General features: G+C 25.1%; 17 protein-coding genes. 7 read left to right on the top strand and 10 right to left on the bottom strand.

Features of this window, described 5'->3' with window-relative positions; all coding sequences use genetic code 11:
• Positions 1 to 10 precede the first annotated feature (10 nt).
• Entirely contained in the window at positions 11 to 538 is a 528-nt protein-coding gene (locus NBW53_RS03075; RefSeq protein ID WP_250278655.1) for an HD domain-containing protein, read from the bottom strand.
• A gap of 163 nt (positions 539 to 701) precedes the next feature.
• Between NBW53_RS03075 and NBW53_RS03070 the strand changes: the two genes are divergently transcribed.
• Positions 702 to 2,000 carry a peptidoglycan-binding domain-containing protein gene (locus tag NBW53_RS03070; RefSeq protein ID WP_250278654.1) on the top strand — a complete coding sequence of 433 codons (1,299 nt, stop codon included), beginning with the start codon at positions 702 to 704 and terminating at the stop codon, positions 1,998 to 2,000.
• A gap of 79 nt (positions 2,001 to 2,079) precedes the next feature.
• On the opposite strand, the gene hemL is transcribed toward NBW53_RS03070, so the two are convergent.
• The 7 genes from hemL to NBW53_RS03035 form a co-directional block, all read right to left on the bottom strand.
• Positions 2,080 to 3,348, bottom strand: coding sequence for a glutamate-1-semialdehyde 2,1-aminomutase (gene hemL, locus NBW53_RS03065; protein ID WP_250278653.1), 1,269 nt, complete (start codon positions 3,346 to 3,348; stop codon positions 2,080 to 2,082).
• 1 nt (position 3,349) lies between these two features.
• Positions 3,350 to 4,321, bottom strand: coding sequence for a porphobilinogen synthase (hemB, locus tag NBW53_RS03060; RefSeq protein WP_250278652.1), 972 nt, complete (start codon positions 4,319 to 4,321; stop codon positions 3,350 to 3,352).
• Between the two features lie 2 nt (positions 4,322 to 4,323).
• Positions 4,324 to 5,817: a uroporphyrinogen-III C-methyltransferase gene (gene cobA / locus NBW53_RS03055; protein WP_250278651.1), complete on the bottom strand. Its 1,494-nt coding sequence runs from the start codon at positions 5,815 to 5,817 to the stop codon at positions 4,324 to 4,326.
• Positions 5,814 to 6,626 (bottom strand): hydroxymethylbilane synthase, encoded by an 813-nt coding sequence (gene hemC / locus NBW53_RS03050; RefSeq protein ID WP_334302894.1) that lies wholly within the window; start codon positions 6,624 to 6,626, stop codon positions 5,814 to 5,816. The genes cobA and hemC overlap by 4 nt, the downstream gene beginning before the upstream one ends.
• A 74-nt stretch (positions 6,627 to 6,700) precedes the next feature.
• Positions 6,701 to 7,156 carry a precorrin-2 dehydrogenase/sirohydrochlorin ferrochelatase family protein gene (locus tag NBW53_RS03045; RefSeq protein ID WP_250278650.1) on the bottom strand — a complete coding sequence of 152 codons (456 nt, stop codon included), beginning with the start codon at positions 7,154 to 7,156 and terminating at the stop codon, positions 6,701 to 6,703.
• Positions 7,156 to 8,370, bottom strand: a complete 1,215-nt coding sequence (hemA, locus tag NBW53_RS03040) for a glutamyl-tRNA reductase (RefSeq protein ID WP_250278649.1) — start codon at positions 8,368 to 8,370, stop codon at positions 7,156 to 7,158. The genes NBW53_RS03045 and hemA overlap by 1 nt, the downstream gene beginning before the upstream one ends.
• A gap of 11 nt (positions 8,371 to 8,381) precedes the next feature.
• On the bottom strand, positions 8,382 to 11,801 hold the full coding sequence (locus NBW53_RS03035; RefSeq protein WP_250278648.1) for a PD-(D/E)XK nuclease family protein: 3,420 nt from the start codon (positions 11,799 to 11,801) through the stop codon (positions 8,382 to 8,384).
• Positions 11,802 to 11,905: 104 nt separating this feature from the next.
• On the opposite strand from NBW53_RS03035, the gene NBW53_RS03030 reads away from it, so the two are divergent.
• A complete protein-coding gene (locus tag NBW53_RS03030) occupies positions 11,906 to 12,310 on the top strand; it encodes an FMN-binding protein (protein ID WP_250278647.1) in 405 nt (134 codons plus the stop codon).
• A gap of 111 nt (positions 12,311 to 12,421) precedes the next feature.
• Here NBW53_RS03030 and rsgA read toward each other — a convergent pair whose 3' ends face one another.
• Positions 12,422 to 13,462: a ribosome small subunit-dependent GTPase A gene (gene rsgA, locus NBW53_RS03025; RefSeq protein WP_250278646.1), complete on the bottom strand. Its 1,041-nt coding sequence runs from the start codon at positions 13,460 to 13,462 to the stop codon at positions 12,422 to 12,424.
• A gap of 176 nt (positions 13,463 to 13,638) precedes the next feature.
• On the opposite strand from rsgA, the gene NBW53_RS03020 reads away from it, so the two are divergent.
• Complete coding sequence (locus NBW53_RS03020; RefSeq protein ID WP_250278645.1) at positions 13,639 to 14,589, top strand: type I phosphomannose isomerase catalytic subunit; 951 nt, start codon at positions 13,639 to 13,641, stop codon at positions 14,587 to 14,589.
• Positions 14,590 to 14,650: 61 nt separating this feature from the next.
• Here the strand turns inward: NBW53_RS03020 and NBW53_RS03015 are convergent, their stop codons facing one another.
• Positions 14,651 to 15,907, bottom strand: coding sequence for an HlyC/CorC family transporter (locus tag NBW53_RS03015; RefSeq protein WP_250278644.1), 1,257 nt, complete (start codon positions 15,905 to 15,907; stop codon positions 14,651 to 14,653).
• 391 nt (positions 15,908 to 16,298) lie between these two features.
• On the opposite strand from NBW53_RS03015, the gene NBW53_RS03010 reads away from it, so the two are divergent.
• From NBW53_RS03010 to NBW53_RS02995, 4 genes are read left to right on the top strand one after another with little or no spacing between them, the layout of a single operon-like run.
• Positions 16,299 to 17,174, top strand: coding sequence for a DegV family protein (locus NBW53_RS03010; RefSeq protein WP_250278643.1), 876 nt, complete (start codon positions 16,299 to 16,301; stop codon positions 17,172 to 17,174).
• 11 nt (positions 17,175 to 17,185) lie between these two features.
• Positions 17,186 to 17,677 carry an Lrp/AsnC family transcriptional regulator gene (locus tag NBW53_RS03005; RefSeq protein WP_250278642.1) on the top strand — a complete coding sequence of 164 codons (492 nt, stop codon included), beginning with the start codon at positions 17,186 to 17,188 and terminating at the stop codon, positions 17,675 to 17,677.
• Positions 17,674 to 18,834 (top strand): aminotransferase class I/II-fold pyridoxal phosphate-dependent enzyme, encoded by a 1,161-nt coding sequence (locus tag NBW53_RS03000; RefSeq protein WP_250278641.1) that lies wholly within the window; start codon positions 17,674 to 17,676, stop codon positions 18,832 to 18,834. Before NBW53_RS03005 ends, NBW53_RS03000 begins: the two co-directional genes overlap by 4 nt.
• 34 nt (positions 18,835 to 18,868) lie before the next feature.
• Positions 18,869 to 20,998 carry a DNA topoisomerase III gene (locus NBW53_RS02995; protein ID WP_250278640.1) on the top strand — a complete coding sequence of 710 codons (2,130 nt, stop codon included), beginning with the start codon at positions 18,869 to 18,871 and terminating at the stop codon, positions 20,996 to 20,998.
• Positions 20,999 to 21,005: the final 7 nt, after the last annotated feature.

Below are 21,005 nucleotides of genomic sequence, written 5' to 3'. Positions count from 1 at the left end.
TTATAAAATTTTACTTAGATACAGCCTTTTTAGAAAACATTTTAACTTTTAAGATAGATTTACATAGTTGTACAGATACTTCCACAACAGCACAATATTTATCAACCCAACTTAAAATATAACTTTCTTTATATTTAGGAAAAGCTTCCGATAAAGGCCACATATGATTTTTTATTGCATCTTTTTCAATTTCATTAAGCTCTACTAACATTTCTGCATTTTTTAAAGCTTCTTTTGGATGATGAAAAGCGTGATGTTGTTCTGTTTCTACTTGACGCCAATCATATAAATATAAATCGTGTAAAATACCTGCTCTAGCAACTGATTTATAATCTAGTCCTCTTTTTTTAGCCCATAAAAAACTATAATAAGCAACATTTAAGCTATGTTGTAACCTACTAGTGTTACAATGTTGTACAAAATTATCTAATTGTTTTATTTCATCTAAGTGTATTATATCTTTAACACATTCCATAAATTCTTGTGCTAATTCATCTTCATTATTAGTTAATCTTCTTTTAGACCAGATAGCTTTCATTAAAAAATACCCACTTCCTTTTTAAAAAATATATTACCTACTTATATACTAGATATTATAACATATTTAATTTAAAAATAGCAATATATTTTTATAGTAATTTATACCAAATTTTTATCATATTATATAATAGAATTTGTTTTACTTTTAAGGAGGTTTATTTTTGAAAAATATAAACATTACACAAACTTTAAAAGCCAAAAATATAGATAAAAATATTAAAACATTAGAAAATGATAATACAAATATTGGATATTTAAAATTTGGAGTTTTTGACATAACAATAGCAAAACCATTAGAGGGGGTACAAATTGTTATAAGCAATGATAAAGAAAATTTAATGACTGTTTTTACAGATGAATCTGGTCAAACCCCTACTATCTCTTTAGAAACTCCACCAATAGAATATTCCTTAGAACCAGATAGCCCAACTCCATATAGTATATATAATGCTTTAATATCGGCAGATGGGTATGAAACAGAAAAAATTGAAGGTATACAAATATATTCAAATAACGAATCTATACAAAATATATATATGAAACCTTTAAATTTAGCTAATAAACCTGTAGAAACAATTATTATACCACCACCTACTATTTATGGTGACTATCCTTCAAAAATACCTGAAGCAGAAGAGAAAGATTTACCAAAAGAATCTGGCTTTGTTGTTTTAGATAAAGTTGTTATACCAGAATTTGTAGTAGTACACGATGGTGATCCAAATGATAATACTGCCCCTAACTATTGGGTACCTTATAAAGATTATATTAAAAATGTTGCATCAAGTGAAATTTTTTCAACTTGGCCAGATGCTGCTATAAGGGCAAATATTTTAGCTATAAATTCTTTTACATTAAATAGAGTATATACAGAATGGTATAGGTCTAGAGGTAAAAATTTTACAATAACAAACTCTACAAGGTTTGACCAATTTTTTGTATATGGAAGAAATATTTTTGAAGAAATAAGTATAATTGTAGATGAAATGTTTACAACATATGTAAAAAGGCCAAACCAAAGGCAACCACTTTTAACTCAATATTGTGATGGTAAGCGTGTTAGTTGTCCTAATTGGCTTAGTCAATGGGGGTCTAAATATCTCGCTGAGGAAGGTTATAGCACAATACAGATATTAAGATATTATTATGGTAATGATATATTCTTAGATAATGCAGAAAAAGTTAGTGGTGTTCCTTCTTCTTATCCAGGATATCCTTTAGAGCTTGGATATAGTGGTGAAGATGTTAGAACTATACAAAATCAATTAAACTCTATATCAAATAACTACCCTGCTATTAATAAACTTAGAGCAGATGGTATTTTTGGAGACCAAACAAGAACGGCCGTTTTAACTTTCCAACAAATATTTAATATGCCTCAATCTGGTATAGTAGATTTTTCTACTTGGTATGAAATATCAAAAGTTTTTGTAGCTGTAGAACGAATAGCCGAGTTATAAAATAAATTTTAGCCTTTTATTAAATAAAACAATTTAATAAAAGGCTAAAATTGAAGACAAAATATTTTAGAGTAATTTTTTATATGTTTTTAATACTATCTTCTATAATATTTAATGTCTTATCTATAATATTTTTATTATGCTCATTACATATAAACATAGCTTCAAACTGAGATGGTGCTATATATACACCTCTATCAATCATTTGTTTAAAATATTTTGCATATTTTTTTGTGTCTGATTTTTTAGCCGATTCATAATCAAATACTCTTTCTTTTGTAAAAAATATATTGCCCAAAGACCCTACATAATTTACGATACAATCCATGTTATTTCTATCTATAATGCTTTTAATATTTTCAAATAAATATTTACTCATACTATTTATATTTTCATAAATATTTTTATTTTCTTTTAATATTTTAAGTTGAGTTAAACCAGCCGTCATAGCTATAGGATTACCACTTAGTGTTCCTGCTTGATAAACTGGCCCGCTAGGAGCTATCATATCCATTATTTCTTTTTTACCACCATAAGCTCCAACAGGCATACCCGCTCCTATTATTTTTCCATATGTTACTAAATCTGGTATTATATTAAAATATTCTGTTGCTCCACCAAAACCAAGCCTAAATCCTGTTATAACTTCATCAAATATTAAAACACTTTTATATGTATCGCATAATTCTCTTACACCTTTTAAAAACTTATCATTAGGCAAAACAACACCCATATTAGCCGATATTGGCTCTAATATAACACAAGCTATATTATTATGTTGTTTTTTAAACACTTCTTCTAAAATATCTAAATTATTATAAGGTATACTTATTGTATCTATTGCACAGTTTTTTGTAACACCACTACTATCTGGCGTTCCTTCTGTCATAAGCCCAGACCCTGCTTGTATTAACATAGAATCACTATGTCCATGATAACAACCATCAAATTTTATTACTTTTTCTTTTCCAGTGTATCCTCTAGCGAGCCTTATAGCACTCATAACGGCTTCTGTTCCCGAATTAACCATTCTAATTTTTTCTATATGCTTAATATTTTCACAGATAAATTGTGCTATTTCTACTTCTAGTTTTGTAGCCGCTCCATAACTAAGACCCTTTTCACAAGCTTTTATAACATTTTTTCTTATTTCATCATTGTTATGTCCTAATATTAACGGCCCCCACGAACAAACATAATCTATATATTCTTTTTCATTTATATCATATAAATAAGCCTTATCTGCCCTATCTATAAAAATTGGCTCTAATCCTACAGATTTAAAAGCTCTAACAGGGCTATTTACACCTCCTGGTATATATTTATTTGCTATATCAAAAATATTCATACTATATCCTTCCTTCATCTATAAATTTTGAAAGCTCTTTAGCAAAATATGTTATTAAAATATCTGTACCGGCTCTATACATACTAGTTGTTGTTTCTATAATTAGCTTTTCTTCATCTATTATACCTTTTTCACCTGCCATTTTTATCATAGAATATTCCCCACTAACACTATAAGCACAAACTGGCAAATTAATATTATTTTTTATATCTCTTATAATATCTAAATAACTAAGGGCTGGTTTAACCATTATTATATCTGCGCCCTCTTCTATATCATAAAAAGCTTCTTTTAATGCTTCTTTTCTATTTCTATAATCCATTTGATATGTTTTTCTATCTCCAAAACTTGGAGCAGAATCTGCCGCTTCTCTAAAAGGACCATAAAAAGCAGATGCATATTTTACTGCATAACTTATAATAGGTGTATTTATAAAGCCTTTTTCATCTAAAGCTCTTCTTATTTCTTTTATTCTTCCATCCATCATATCAGAAGGTGCAACTATATCTGCACCAGCCTCAACATGACTTGTAGCTATTTTACCTAATATTTTTATAGTTTCATCATTATCTACAATGTTATTTTTATCTAATATACCGCAATGTCCGTGTGTTGTATATTCACACATACATACATCTGTTATACACGTCATATCTTTAAAATTTTTCTTTATTTCTTTTAAAGATTTTTGTATAATTCCATTATCTTTATATGCTTCTGTTCCTAAAAATCTTTTTTCTGGTATGCCAAATAATATAATATTTTTTATACCTAATTTTAAAAGATTTTCTATTTCAAAATTTATCTTATCTACACTATACCTATATTGGTTGGGCATAGATTTTATTTCTTCTTTTATATTATTCCCTTCTTGAACAAATATAGGATATATTAAAGAAGATTTGTTTATTTTAGTTTCACATACCATATCTCTTATGTTTTCTGTTAATCTAAGCCTTCTAGCTCTATTCATTTTTAAATCTCCTTTTTAGCTAATTCTATTACTTTTTCTAATAAGCTATCAAGCGTTGGTTGGTTAGACACATATGTTTTAAAGTTATACTTTTTAGCCTCTTCTTCCGTCTGTTTACCTATACATATTGCTTTAATTTTTGTATAATCTAAGTTAAAATCTGCAACAGAATTAACAAATCCTATTACTGTTGATGCACTAGTAAATGTTACTATATCATCATAATTAAATTCAAAGTTAACAAATTTGGCTTTTTCATATTTAGTTTCATATATTCCTAAATCTTTTACTATTATATTTTTGCTATTTAATACATTTAAAATATCTACATTACCTTCTTTTGCTCTAGCTATAAGTATTTTATCGTTATCATTTACATATTTTAATAATTCATATCCTAAGTCTTTTCCAGAATAATTTTGAGGCATAATATCAATAAATAAGCCTTTTTCTTCTACTGCTTTTTTTGTAGCCTTACCTACAACTGCTATTTTTTTATTAAACAAACACCTTATATCTTTTTTATATAATTTCATATTATAAAAAAATTGCTCCACACCTTTAGGACTTGTAAAAACTATATAATTATAATCTAGGCTATTAAAAGTTTCTTCTATATCTTTATTTTGTATAGGTACTGTTTTTATAGTAGGCAAATCTATAACTTCTGCTCCATTATTTCTAAGCATATCACAAAATGTAAAATTTATATCTTTAGGCCTTGTAACTAAAACTCTTGTTTTTGATAATGGTAATCTATTTTTCCAATCAAATTTTTCAGATAGACTACAAACTTTTCCTACTATTATTATAGCTGGTGTTTTGGCTTTTTCTTTTATAGATTTTTCATAAATCGTACTAAGAGTTGCTTTTATATTTCTTTGGTTTGCAGTAGTTCCTTTTTCTAAAATACATACTGGCATATTTTTATCCATACCAGCATCTATAAGTCCATCACATATTATTTTTAGAGATGATACCCCCATTAAAAAAACAAGTGTTCCATTTAATTTTACAAGAGATTTAAAATCTATATTAGAGCTATTGTCTTTTGTATGTCCTGTTATGATATGTAGTGAACTTACAAAATCTCTATGGGTAACGGGTATTCCATTATAAGCTGGCACGGATATTGCAGAAGTTATTCCATTTACTACTTCAAAGTCTATATCATTTTCTACCAAAAGCTCTAGCTCTTCTCCTCCTCTGCCAAATAAAAATGGGTCTCCACCTTTTAATCTTACAACCTGTTTTCCTTCCAAAGCATATTTTAATAATAACTTATTTATTTCTTCTTGTGGCATAGTGTGATTATTAGAGCATTTTCCTACATCTATAGTTAACGCATTATCATTAGCAAGGCTTATTATACTATGAGATACTAACCTATCATAAAGTATAACATCTGCTTTTTCTATAATTTTTTTGCCTTTTATTGTTAACAATTCAAAATCTGAAGGACCAGCTCCTACAAGCCAAACTTTTCCTTTTTTCATTTTATTATCTCCTTAAATTTTCGAGCTAAATTTATACCTATCTTTTCATATTCTTCTACATTCCCTGTTATTTCTTCTTTTATGTAGTTATTTTCATCTGCATAAAACCCTTTTAATATAATTTTATCATTTTCTATATTTGCAAAAGCAGATATAGGTAAGCTACAACCACCGTTTAACTCTCTAACAAAAGCACGTTCACATTTTGCCTCATATTCTGTATTTTTATCATTTAAAACTTTTAAATATGAATAATCTTGTCCTTTTTTACCTTGTATAGCTATTATACCTTGACAACAAGCAGGTAATATTTCATCAACATTAAATATTTTACATATTCTATCTTCAAGCCCTAACCTTTTTATACCTGCATAAGCTAAAATAAGTGCCGAATATTCACCATTGTCTAATTTTTCAAGCCTTGTTAAAATATTTCCACGCACTGGCTTAAAGCTATATCCTTTATATATTTTTTCTAACTGGAAAATACGTCTTTTACTACTTGTGCCTATTGGCTTTTTAATATCTAGGGTATCAACACCTTTAGGTAATATTAAAACATCTGTTGGTTTTTCTCTTTTTAAATATGCTACAATAGGTAAATTTTCATCTATATCCATAGGCATATCTTTTAAACTATGTACAGAAATATCTGTTTTATATGAAATTAAAGCCCTGTCTAATTCTTTTATAAATAAGCCTTTTCCTCCTATTTTATCTAAAGTTTTATCTAAAATAATGTCCCCTGTTGTTTTCATAGTTATAAGCTCTATATCTATATTTTCATATTTTTCTTTTAACTGTCGTATAACTATGTTAGATTGTTCTACGGCTAGCTTGCTTTTCTACTTCCTATTCTTACTTTCAAACTAATTACTCCTTTTTAAGTTAAAAAACTTTTTATCCTACTTACTATATTTTTTACTAAACTATGATTTTTACCATTTCCACAAATCCCAATAGTATAGTCTTCTTTATATATAACCCCTGGAAAGAAAAAATCACATTTATCTTTATCGCTAGCTACATTTACTATTATATTATTTTCTTTACAGTCTAAATATATTTTATTATTTACACTTTTATCATTTGTAATAGCTAAAACTATAAAAGAATTTTCTATATATTTTATATCATAACTATCTTTTATAATAATTAAATTTTCATAATCTATTTTATAAAATTCTTCTAATATATTTGGTGCTACAATAGTTATTTTACAACCTGAATTTATTAATGACATAACACGTCTTAAAGCTATTTTGCCTGCCCCAAATATAACTATATTTTTATTTTGTAAATTAACAAAAAGTGGGAAGTATGAAAAATTGTTATCCATTATATATCCTCGTTTAAATAGTTTTTTTCTAATATATTTATAATGTTTTTAAAATCTTTTGTATCCATATTGTCTCTTAAGCAAAATATTAATTTCTCTACCGATTTTTTTGATGCTTTTTCAACAATATTTTTAGTGTTATCATCTACTAATTTATTAATACGAAAAATTGTATCATCTGATACTTTTTGACTTATATCAAAAACAATATTTATCAAATCTTTATTAAAATACCATTTATAAAAATTTTCTATATATTCATTTAAAATAACTTTTGCTTTTTGTACATTTTTATCAATATCTTGTATTTCACTTTCTTCTATTTCAAAATCATCTATATTAAATCCAATAGTACCTTTAATATTAAATATTCTTTCATCAATATCTCTAGGTACAGCTAAGTCTATAAATACTACTTTTTCTTTTAATTTTACTTTAGATACTTCTTCATATGGCAACATATATCGATTAGTAGAAGTTGTTGATACAACTATATCAAAATTTGGCAAAGCCTCAACTCTGTCCAAAAAATTTATTATTTCTACACCAACAGGAATAATTACATCTCCCTTATGATGTTGCCTAAGAGTCATTGTAACGTTAGCTCCATTTTTTATAAATGTTTCACTAGCTAGCCTTCCCATTTCTCCATTACCTATTACTAAGCAATTTTTATTTTTTATATCTATATTAATATTTTCTAATCTTTTTATAGCACTGTCTATAATTGAAAATGAACCTTTTCTAAATTTTACTTGTGTTTTAATTTTTTTACTAGCCGTTATAGCATTTCTAAATAAAATATTTAAAGTAGTATCTAAAAAATTAATATCTCGTGATAGTTCTACAGCATTTTTTACTTGGGTAATAATTTGTTCTTCCCCTAGTATTTTAGATTTAAGCCCTGATGTAACCATAAAAAGATGCTCTACTGCCTCTTTATCTTCTCTATAAACAAAATATTTTTTATACTCATATATGTCTATATTCTTAAATTTGCATAAAATATCGTCTATATTATTTTTTAAAGTATTTTTGTAGCTTATCCATATTTCTGTCCTATTACAAGTAGATATTAAAACACCACCTAAAATATTATTATCTTTTTTTAATATTTCCAAAAAATCAACTGCTCTTGTTTTACTAAAAGCTACTTTTTCTCTATATTCTAGTGGTGCTTTAGTATGGTCTATACCTATCATTTTTATATTCATATAAGTACCTCTTAATTTTGATTTTCTTCTATTTTTTCTTTTATCTTTTGCCACAACTCTTCGTCTTTAATAGATTTTAAATTATTATATTTTTCCTTTTTATTTAATATTTCAAAATTGCAAATTTCTTTATAATTACAATTTTCACAACCTGTATCTTTTTTATATTTATAAGGATATACCTTTATATTACCTGTTACTATATCATTACCAATTTCTTTAGTTACTATATTAGATAATAACAATAAATCTTTAAATTCTCCCATAGATATAGTCTCGCTAGATGATACATTTTTAATTTTTTTGCTATCTTCATTTTTATTAAATCCTTTTATAACATTTTCATCTTTAGCAACAATACCTTTTAAATCAAATTTGCTTTTAAACTTTTCTTCACTTTCATTATCTTCTAATAAATCTTCCTTAACTTGAAAATAAAAAGCACCTGCTGGTAATATGTCTTTATTTAGCATACTTTCTTCTATTTTTATAAATGTATCTAAATACATTAATATTTGTAATTGTAAACCATAATAAACTTTATCAACACTAAGCTTTTTATTTGAAGATTTATAATCTAATATTTTTATATACTCTTTATCTTCAATAAAAAGTTTATCAACACGGTCTATTTTACCTTTTAATATCATTTCATAATTATTTTTTAGCCCTATTTTTATACTATTATAAATATTACTATTTTTATTTATATTATCAAAATTTATTTCAAAATATTGTGGTATAAATAATCCTTCTTTTATTTGATTTATAATAGCATTAGCAGATATCCCTACTATTTTTTTTATTCTACTAAGATAATATTTATATTTAGCAGAAGCCTCAAACATACTTGTCAAATCTTCATCTTTACAAATATTATCTACAATAGTATCAATTAATAGATATACTTCTTGTTCTGTAACACTTTCAATATTAACATTATCTTTTAAAATTTTATTAGAAAATTCTTCTAATATAATATGGTATATATTACCAAGTTTTAAATAGTCTAAAATATTAGTATCTCTTTCTTTTATATTAAGTATATACTTTAAAAAATAAGAAAAAGGACACTTTTTAAACTCTTCTAATTTTGATACACTAGAAAAAATTGTATTATTTTCATAAACTTTATCTAAAAGTTCTTTATTTATATAATCATCTGTATTAGTTTCTATTTTTAATAAACCATCTTTTATATGTTCTATTTTTTCTAAAAAATTATTATCATTTAAAAACCACGTAAATATATCTTTTACATTATCATCTAAATTATTTGTATAATTAAAACTTTTAAAAACATTATCAAATATTACCTCTGGACAAGATATTAAATCAATATTATTATCTTCTATATCTTCTTTTAAATTTGGAAAAATACCTTTAATTTTTTCAATTATTATAGAAGGCTTTTTAGTAGCTCCTTCTAACGTACTAAGAGAATATGTTAAATATAGCTTATTTTTAGGCTTTAGAATTAAAGAATATATATTTAGCATATCTGTTGACATGCTAGATATAGTAGTAGCTCTCATTTCCACCCCTTTAGATAAAAGATATACTTTTTCATTATCGGATATAAAAGGAGATTCATCTTTATATTGGGGTATATTTCCTTCATTTATACCCATAGCTATTAAAATTTTATTATCTGTTATTTTTGTTCTATTAAAATCCCCTATCAAAACTTGGTCTTGAGTTGGTGGTATTATACTTATTGTTTGTTTTTCAAAGGCAGACTTTAATATTTTGCTATATTCATCTATTGTCATTTTTTCTTCGCCTAATATATCAACAAATTTTTGTAATATTTCACATATACCATTAAAAACTTGCATATGCTCATCTACAATACCTACATTTTTTATAATACCTTTACTAAATAATTCTTTATCTCTTTCCATTATAGCAATAATAGCTTCTTCTATATTTATATCAACCATAAAATCTAATATTGTTCTGCTTATTTGTAATGATGTATATTTTTTATTCTTTTTTAAATCTAATTTATGTAAGCTTTTTAAAATATTTTGTCTAATATTATTTATTCTATCATAGGTATAAATGCTATTTTCATAAAATCCGTATTTAAATTCTTTTTTCCATTTATCCCCTTTTATACCATATTTTATTACGTAATTTTCTATTATATCAATATCTTCTTTAGTTATATCGTAAGTTTCTAATATGTCTAATATACCTGTTCTTAAATATCTAAATATACTTTCATACTGAAAATTATATATAATAATATCTAATGCAGACATTATTAATTCTACCAAACAATGATTTATTATTTTCTTTTTATCATCTAAAAAGTAAGGTATTTTATACTTATTAAAAATCATTTTTATATTTTTTTGATAAGATAAATCACCCAAAACTACTGCTATATCTTTAAAGTTATATCCTTTACTTTTTACTAAATCTAAAATTATACTACATACCTTTTCTGTTTCTGTATATTTATTTTTACAACAACATATATTTATATTTTCCACATTATTTTCAAATTTTTTATTATTATATTTCAAAAAGTTTTCTTCTAAAAAATATAATTCTTCATTATCTTTGTGTCTTTTATTTTCGTTTAAATATATAGTTTTTTCAACTTTTACACCTAACTTATTTACTACTTTATCATTTATTCTATTTATAGTGCTTTTAATATAAAAATAATAATCAAAAGGATTTATATTGCTAAAATATGTTTCATTTGTGTTTAATGTAAAATAAATATTTATTTGTTCACACTTTTCAAACAATTTATATATAATATTTATTTCTTGGTTATTTAAAGATTCAAACCCATAAATAAAAACTTGAGTATCTTTTGTTATAAGATTAGATTTATCTATTTTTTCTGCTAAAATATCTAATATTCCTTCATCTGTTATATATTCATTTTTTATAAAATCTTTATATAGAGTGTATATTTCTTTTAAATCATTAAGTTTTAAAGCTAAATTTTCATTTGTTTCTATATCTATATTTTTTATTATATAATCTAAATTTTCTATATCAACACCAAATTCAAAAAATTCTTTTATAATATCGCCTATTTTTTCTAATAACCCTATGTTAGAATAAGATTTTTCAGAAAAATATTTAAGTTTTTCATCTTTACCTAATTTATATAATATTTTTCTTAAAACCATAGCTTGTCCTATATCTTCTAATGGCTTTTTATTTGATAATCCAAGCTCAGAAAAAACACGATAAGCAAGTCTTTTAAAATTTAAAACATATGTATTAAATAAAACTTTTGTTTTAGATTTATCTATAACTTTTTTTTCGGCTTGTAAAGTAAACTGTTCTGGAACAAGGAGTATAGATGGTAAATATTTTTCTTCTTGTCTTATTAATATTTCATTAATACAATGCTCTAGCTTTCCGCTACCAGCTTTGCCAAAAATATATTTAAGTTTCATATTTTCACCCTATTCATTTTTATATTAATTATTATTATTTTAACATATTTTTTCAATTATTGTAATAAAAATATAAATATATTATTTTTTAAGGAGGTATTTTTTTGAGTACAAAAATAGTTGTTGTAAAACTTAGAGATGTAATAAAAAAAGCTTTATTAACTATTGTAGGTATTATTATTTTAGGCGTTATTATCTATTTTTTCATTCCTAAAGATAATAGCACGGCATACAACCCTGGTACATATTCTTCTGAAATAATTCTACATAGTAATCCTGTGTCTGTTGAGGTTACTGTATCAAAAAATGAAATTTTAGATATTAATCTTGTTAATATGGGTGAAACACAGGAAGTTTTTTACCCTTTGTTTGAACGTTCTATTGATGATATATCTGCTCAAATAATAGAAAATCAAAGCACAGATATAGTAAGCTCTGTAGATACATCTATGACTACTAATATATTAGTTAAAGCAATTGACCAAGCATTAGAACAAGCTAAAAAATAAAAAAACTACTGCTAAAATATTTAGTCTACAGTCTGATAACATTTTACCCCCAATTATAATTAAATAATTGGGGGTAATTTAAATATTAAATTTTATATAAAAAATAAAAAATTATCTTTTATTTTTTATATGTCTTATAGCATTTTTATATTCGGATTTACTTCCAAACATTTTCTTAATCTTTTCTTTTTCTATTTCTTTAAAATTAAGGTTTATATATTTACTTTCTTCTTTTAATTTTAAATAATTATTATATCTTTTATAGCATAAAGTTCCATTTTCTAGTGCCTCTCTTATTGCACATTTAGGTTCATTAGTATGTGTACAATCAGAAAATTTACATAATTTTTCTAATTCAGATATATCTAAAAAAGTTTTATCAATATTTTCAGAATCTACAGACAATTCTCTCATACCTGGTGTATCTATAACAATACTTCCATTTTTTAATGTAAACATTTCTCTTCTTGTAGTAGTATGTCGCCCTTTATCATCATTTCTAATACCATTAGTTTCTAATTTAACTTCTCCTAATAAATTATTAATTAATGTAGATTTACCTACACCAGAAGACCCTACAAAGCACCCTGTAATACCACATTTTAAATAATTAAAAATATCTTTTATACATGATTTATCTAGATTAGATACTACTAGAATATCTATACCTATTGCAATATTTTCTACTTCAAATACTTTACTTTCTATATCATCACATAAGTCTGACTTTGTTAATATAACAACTGGCGTCGCTCCACTTTCATAACATACTGTAATATACCTTTCAAGCCTTCTTAAATTAAAATCATTATTTAAAGCCATACAGACAAATATATAATCTATATTAGATGCTAATATTTCATTTTGCCCGTTATTAATATCTTTCCTTTTAAATACTGTTTTTCTTTCAAATATTTTTTCGATTATAGCATTTCCTTTAGTGTCATTATCTCTATCTAATAAAACATAATCTCCAACTACTGGATAATCTTCTTTACTATAACTATTATAAATAAATTTTCCAGATACTTTTGCAAGTATTTCATTATCATTAACTATAACTTTATATATATCTCTATACTGAGCGGATATTCTTCCTAAAATTTCTTGTCCTTTTAGCTCTTTTTTAATTATTTCTAAATATGATTGCATTTATTTTCCTCCAAATTTGGACTTATAATATATAATATTTAAATATTATTGTAGCAAATAAATAAATTTATATCAATATTCTATAATTATTTCACTATATTATAAATTTTTATATTTACACCTTATTTTAACTAATTTATAATTAAAATATAAAATATTTATAGAGGTGATTATTAATGTTTAAATTACAACCAAGTTTTAAGGATTATCTTTGGGGTGGTACAAAGTTAAAAACAATGTATGACAAAAATTGTGATTTGGATAAAGTGGCAGAAAGCTGGGAGCTTTCTACACATAAAGATGGTCTTACAATAATTGGCAGTGGAGAATATAAAGGTCAAACTCTTCTTTCTTATATAGAAACATATAGAAAAAAAGTATTAGGTAATAAATGTCCTTTAGATAAAGATATACCTATTTTAATCAAATTTATTGATGCAAAAGATGCCTTGTCAATACAAGTACATCCTGATAATGATTATGCTTTAAAAAATGAAAATGACTTTGGTAAAACTGAAATGTGGTATATTATAGAAGCCGAGCCTGATGCTAAGCTAATTTATGGATTTAAAAATAATATTAGTAAAGAAGAATTTAAAAAGGCAATAGAAGAAAATACTTTAGAAAACTTAGTTAATGAAGTAAATGTAAAAGCTGGTGATGTTTTTTTCATTACTCCAGGCACAATGCACGCTATTGGTAAGGGAATAGTTATTGCAGAAATACAACAACGCTCTAATGTAACTTATAGAATATATGATTTTGGACGTATTGGAGCAGACGGCAAAGCTAGAGAGCTTCATATTGATAAAGCACTAGATGTAACTAAATTAGAAAGTGTTGAAAATCCAAAAAAACAATACACTTTAAATGAATTTGATGGCTATAAAAAAGGTAATCTTTCTACCTGTGAATATTTCAATGTAGATTTATTAGATATTAAAACACAAGTTAATTTAAACTGTGATGAAACCTCTTTCCATTGTATTACTATTTTAGATGGTAATTGTATTATATCTGGAAAAGATAGTTTAAACATAAAAAAAGGTGAATCTATTTTTATCCCTGCAAGCTATGGAAATTATACTATAGCTGGTAAATGTAAAGCTATATTATCTACTTTATAATAACATAAAAAAGGTATAAAAATATAATTTATTATATCTTTTATACCTTTTTATTTTTTGTTTAGTCCATATCTTTAACGTCTGTTAGTATCCTAAGTTTTTCTATTCTATTTTTTTCTATTTCTTCAATGATAAATTTAACATTACCACTTTTTATAGTATCACCTTTATCTGGAAACTTACCTAAAGTTTCTATGACAAAACCTCCTATAGAATCAAAATCTTCAGATTTAAAATCTGTACCAAGCATATCATTTACATCTTCTATTTTTGTAGCCCCTTCAACAATATACTCATCTTCTTTTATAATCTTTATTTCTTCATCGTGTTCATCATATTCATCTGCAAGGTCTCCTACTATTTCTTCAAGCATATCTTCTAATGTAACTATGCCTGAGGTTCCACCATATTCGTCTAAAATTATAGCCATTGCTATTCTATTTATACGCATCTCGGCAAAAAGTTCTTTTAAACATTTAGATTCATAAGTAAAAAATGGTTCTCTCATATAATCTTTTATGCTAAACTCTTTAGACTTGTCTATAAATAACAAATCTTTTAAAGATATAATCCCTACTATATTATCTATAGATTCTTCATAAACTGGCATTCTTGAACAAGTTTCTTCTTTAAATAATGTTGTAAGTTCTTCATATGTAGCCTCTACATTAATAGCTATAATATCTGTTCTAGGTACCATTACATCTTGAGCATCACTATTTGCAAAATAAACAACATTATTAATCATTTCTCTTTCGTCTATTTCCAAAACTCCCTCTTCGTGGCTAACATTAACCATTGTTAAAAGCTCCGATTCTGTAATAGTTGGTGTTTTATCTTCCTCTTTAACACCTAAAATTCTTAATAAAGCACCTGTAATAATATTTAACACAAATATTATTGGTGTAAACACTACCATACAACCTTTAATAATTTTTATAACTAAAAGAGAAATTTTTTCAGCATTTTTTGTTGCAAAAGTTTTTGGTGTAATCTCCCCAAATATAAGAATTATAATAGTAAGAAGCCCTGTTGCTATCCCAACACCTTTACTCCCCCATTTGTCTATTGCAAGAGATGTAGCAAGAGATGAAGCTCCAATATTAACTAAATTGTTTCCTATTAATATTGCACTTAAAAGCTTACCTGGTTCTTTTAAAACATTTTGTATAAGTTTAGCATTTTTTACATTTTCATCAACCATAGTTCTAAGTCTTATTTTACTAATAGATGTAAGTGCTGTTTCTGACATAGAAAAAAATGATGATAAAACTATTAAAATAATTAAGATTATAATTTGAAAACTGGCAGGATCCAAATAAAATCACACTCCTAAATTTTAGTATAATATTTTTAATAATTTATTATTAAAAAATTATTAACATTATATCATACAATTATTATAATTAAAAGCCTTAAATTAAACTATTTTTAAGATATTTAGCTATTTTTTATCTTTTTATACATACAAAAAATAATTAAATTTTTTAATATATTTTTTGTAAAATGTATATTTTTAAGGCTTTTTATTTATTTTATCCATTATTATTTATTATTTTATATTTTTTATATCTTAAATTTTTAAACATTTTCTTGTATTTTCTTGCGTTTTCTTTAATTATATTAACATAAATTTAATAAATATATATATTGACATTATTTATACATATACTTAAAATGTTATTATAATTATTTTTTAGGAGGTTTATATGTCAAATTTCATTATTTTATCAGATAGTTCTTGTGATTTACCAGAAACTCTAAAACAAGAGTATAATATAAACATAGTACCTTTTTATGTATCTTTTGATAAAGAAAATTATTTAAGAGAAAATATAGATATAAGTATAAATGACTTTTATGAAAAAGTTGTTTCTGAAAAAATAATACCAAAAACTTCTCTTCCTTCTATGGAAGATTATTGTTCACATTTTAAAAAATATTTAGATGATGGCCTTGATATTTTATGTTTTACATTATGTTCAGAGCTTAGCGGGTCTTATCAAAGTGCTGTTAATGCTGCAAATATAATGTTAGAAGACTACCCAGAAAGAAAAATACTAGTAATAGACTCTAAAAAAGCTACTGTAGCACAAGGTTTATTAGTAATAGAAGCTTCAAAAATGCAAAAAGCTGGATATTCTTTACAAGAAACTTATGAAAAAATGGAACAATTAAAACACGAAGGAATAATAATATTTACCATAGATAGCTTAGAACATTTACAAAAAGGCGGTAGAATAGGCAAAGCTTCTGCCCTTGCTGGTAATCTTCTTAACATAAAGCCTATTTTATTATTAAAAGATGGTGTTTTAGAACCTCATTCTAAAGTACGTGGAAGAAAAAAATCTCTTTCAGAAGTGCTTAAAATTTTTGATGAATATATGGATAATAATTTAGATAAATATCAAATAGCAATAGCTCATGCTCATTGTGAAGATGAAGCTATAGAACTAGAAAAATCATTAAATGAAAAATATAATATTAATTTAACTTACCCTATATTTGATATTGGTGTTACTATAGGAGCTCATACTGGTGCTACTGCTATTGGTGTTGGATTTATAAAAAAATATGATGCATAAGGGGAAATTTTATGGAAAAAGACATACTAGAAATATTAGAAAAAAATAGCCGAATTTCTTTTAAAGATATATCAAATATGCTAGGTACAACAGAAGAAAACATTGAAAAAACGGTAAAAAAATTAGAAAATAATAAAACAATATGTGGCTATACAACATTAATAAACTGGGACAAAACAGATAAAGAAGGCGATTATATTACCTCTTTAATAGAAGTTAAAGTAACTCCTCAAAGAGAACAAGGATTTGATAAAATTGCCAAAAGAATATATAGCTTTGACGAAGTTAAATCTCTTTATCTTATGTCTGGTACATTTGATTTATTAATAGTTGTAGAAGGTAAAAATATTAAAGATATATCCTCTTTTGTATCTAGTAAATTAGCTACATTAGACTGTATAATTAGTACATCTACTCATTTTGTATTAAAAAAATATAAAGACCACGGGGTTATAATAGATGAAAACACACCAAATGATGAAAGGATTATTGTAACACCTTGAGTTTAGTATCTAAACGTATACAAGATATACCTTATTCTGGTATTAGAAAATTTTTTGATATAGCAAGTGAAGTTGAAGGAGTTATTTCTCTTGGTGTGGGAGAACCCGATTTTAACACTCCTTGGACTTGTACAGAAAAAGCTATATATACTCTAGAACAAGGCAAAACTACGTATACATCTAATGCTGGTATGATAGAGCTTAGAGAAGAAATTTCTAAATACATGAAAAATACAATAAATGTTAATTATTGTCCTAAAACTCAAGTTTTGGTTACTGTTGGTGCTAGCGAAGGTATAGACCTTGCGCTTAGAGCTGTAATATGCCCAGAAGATGAAGTATTAGTGGTAGAACCTTCATTTGTTTCTTACAAACCTTGTATAACTATGTGTGGAGGTATACCTATTGTTATAAACACTAAATCAGAAAATAACTTTAAGTTAACACCTGAAGATATTTTATCAAAATTATCTAATAAAACAAAAGCTATCATTATGTCTTATCCTAACAATCCTACTGGTGCTATTATGGAAAAAGATGATTTAGAAAAAATAGCTAATATTTTAAAAGATAAAAATATTTTAGTTATTAGTGATGAAATATACTCAGAGCTTACTTATGAAAATAAAAAACATATTTCTATATCTCAATTTGAAGGTATGTATGAAAAAACAGTTGTATTAAATGGATTTTCAAAATCATTTGCTATGACTGGTTGGCGTCTTGGATTTGCCGTTGGTCCTAAAGATATTATATCTGCTATGACAAAAATACATCAATATGTTATAATGTGTGCTCCTACTATGAGCCAATATGCTGGATTAGAAGCTTTAACTTCTTGTATTGATAACGTAAATAAAATGCGTAAAGAATATAATATGAGAAGAAAGTTTATATTAAATGGATTTAGAGAAATGGGCTTAGATTGTTTTGAGGCTTTAGGTGCTTTTTATGTTTTTCCTTGTATAAAATCTACTGGTTTATCTTCTCAAGAATTTTGTGAACGTCTTGTTTATGAACAAAAGGTGGCAGTTGTTCCAGGCACGGCCTTTGGTGAATGTGGCGAAGGTTATATTAGATGCTCTTATGCCTATTCAATAGAAAAAATAAAAGAAGCTCTTTTTAGAATAAAAAATTTCTTAACAACCTTAAAATAATATTTATGTTACTTTAAATATAAGGAGAACTAATATGAAACATCTAATTATAGCCGAAAAACCTTCTGTTGCAAAAGATATTGCAAAAGTTTTAAAATGTAGTAAAAAAGGTGAAGGCTATTTTTATAACGATACTTATATTATATCTTGGGCTATTGGTCATCTTGTTACCCTTTGTGACCCAGAAGAATATGATAAAAGCTTAAAAAAATGGAGTGTAAACACTTTACCTATTATACCTACTAAAATAAAAATTAAAGCTATAAATAACACTAAAAAACAATTAAAAATTTTATCTAATCTTATAAATACAAATAGTGTAGAAAGCCTCATATGTGCAACGGATAGTGGGCGTGAAGGTGAACTTATTTTTAGATATATATATGAAATAACAAAATGTAAAAAGCCTTTTAAAAGATTATGGATATCTAGTATGACTGATGAAGCTATAAAAGAAGGCTTTGAAAATTTAAAAGATGGTAAAGAATATGACAATCTTTATTATTCTGCAAAGTGTAGGTCTGAGGCAGATTGGTTAGTTGGTATAAACGCATCTAGAGCTTTTACTTTAAAATTTAACACCCTACTATCTATTGGTCGTGTTCAGACCCCTACTTTAGCTATATTAGTAGAAAAACATAAAGAAATAGAAAATTTTAAAGTAACTGAATATTTTGAAATAGAGGCTAATTTTAAAACATTAGATGAAACTAATCAAAGTTACAAAGGTATTTGGATAGCTAAGAAAAATGAAACAAAAATATTTGAAAAAAATAAAGCAAATGATATTTTAAAAGATATAAAAGATAAAAAAGGTATTGTAAAAAATATAGAAACTGAAACTAAAAAACAACCACCACCTTTGTTATATGATTTAACAGAGCTACAAAGAGATTGTAACAAAAAGTTTTCTTATTCTGCTAAAAAAACTTTATCTATAGCTCAAGATTTGTATGAAAAAAGAAAATTAATTACATATCCTAGAACAGATAGTAGGTATTTATCTGAAGATATGAAAGCTAAAATTAAACCAATACTTAATAAATTAAATACTTTAAATACATATAAACCTTTTTTAGACTATGTTTTATCTCTTGAAAAACTACCTATAACAAAACGTATAATTGACAATAGCAAAATAACAGACCACCATGCTATTATACCTACATTAACTGTAAATATATCTTCTTTATCGAAAGATGAAAAAAATGTATACGACCTTATAGTAAGACGTTTTATTGCTGTTTTTTATCCTAATTATGTATATAATATAACAAAAATTATAACAGAAATAGAAGAACATTTATTTTTAACTAAAGGTACTACTATATTAGAAGAAGGCTTTACAAAACTTAATGTTGAAAAAGATAAAAAAGATAATGATATTTTACCTAATGTAAAAAAAGGTGTAAATGTTTTTAATGAAAATTCCAAAATATTAAATAAGAAAACTAAGCCACCTAGCCCATATAATGAAGCTACACTACTTTCGGCTATGGAAAATGCTGGACGATTTGTAGATGATGAAAACTTAAAAGAACAATTAAAAGAGTCTGGACTAGGAACCCCTGCTACAAGAGCCTCTATTATAGAACGCTTGTTACAAATGAATTATGTAAAAAGAAAAGGTAAATCTTTAATACCTACAAATAAAGGTATCAAACTAATTGAAATTGTTCCAAAAGAGCTAAAATCTCCAGAAACAACTGGTAAATGGGAAAAAGGGCTTTCTTCTATATCAAAAGGTACTATGCAACCTAAAACATTTATGGATAGTATAAATAGATATGTTCACTTTTTAGTAGACTATTCTAAAAAAGCACAAATAAATATTGTATTTGATAATGAAGATAACAATAAATTTAAACAATCTAATAAATATAAATCTTTAGAAAAATTTGGCGTATGCCCTCAATGTAATAATGATATTTTAGAAAATAGTAAAAGCTTTTATTGTTCTAACTGGAAAAATGGTTGTAAATTTAACATATGGAAAAATAGCTTAGAAAAATATAATATTTTTATACATAAAGAACTTGCTAAAAATATTATAAAAGATAAAAAAATTATAGATATAAAAATTATAGACCCAAAAGATAAAAAAGAAAAATTAGCCGATTTAATATTATTTGATACTGGAAATATAAATATAATAATTAAATAATACTTTT

The organism is [Clostridium] colinum, assembly GCF_940677205.1.
GTDB classification, from domain to species: Bacteria; Bacillota; Clostridia; order Lachnospirales; family CAG-274; genus Tyzzerella; species Tyzzerella colina.
The sequence above is the reverse complement of the archived record's forward strand: the minus strand, read 5'-3'. Positions and strand labels throughout refer to the sequence as shown.

Bases quoted from the DNA above. Each gene is read 5' to 3' on its own strand.
- NBW53_RS03075 (WP_250278655.1), bottom strand. From the start codon at position 538: ATGAAAGCTATCTGGTCTAAAAGAAGATTAACTAATAATGAAGATGAA.
- hemL (WP_250278653.1), bottom strand. From the start codon at position 3,348: ATGAATATTTTTGATATAGCAAATAAATATATACCAGGAGGTGTAAAT.
- hemB (WP_250278652.1), bottom strand. From the start codon at position 4,321: ATGAATAGAGCTAGAAGGCTTAGATTAACAGAAAACATAAGAGATATG.
- cobA (WP_250278651.1), bottom strand. From the start codon at position 5,817: ATGAAAAAAGGAAAAGTTTGGCTTGTAGGAGCTGGTCCTTCAGATTTT.
- NBW53_RS03045 (WP_250278650.1), bottom strand. From the start codon at position 7,156: ATGGATAACAATTTTTCATACTTCCCACTTTTTGTTAATTTACAAAAT.
- hemA (WP_250278649.1), bottom strand. From the start codon at position 8,370: ATGAATATAAAAATGATAGGTATAGACCATACTAAAGCACCACTAGAA.
- NBW53_RS03035 (WP_250278648.1), bottom strand. From the start codon at position 11,801: ATGAAACTTAAATATATTTTTGGCAAAGCTGGTAGCGGAAAGCTAGAG.
- rsgA (WP_250278646.1), bottom strand. From the start codon at position 13,462: ATGCAATCATATTTAGAAATAATTAAAAAAGAGCTAAAAGGACAAGAA.
- NBW53_RS03020 (WP_250278645.1), top strand. From the start codon at position 13,639: ATGTTTAAATTACAACCAAGTTTTAAGGATTATCTTTGGGGTGGTACA.
- NBW53_RS03010 (WP_250278643.1), top strand. From the start codon at position 16,299: ATGTCAAATTTCATTATTTTATCAGATAGTTCTTGTGATTTACCAGAA.
- NBW53_RS03005 (WP_250278642.1), top strand. From the start codon at position 17,186: ATGGAAAAAGACATACTAGAAATATTAGAAAAAAATAGCCGAATTTCT.
- NBW53_RS02995 (WP_250278640.1), top strand. From the start codon at position 18,869: ATGAAACATCTAATTATAGCCGAAAAACCTTCTGTTGCAAAAGATATT.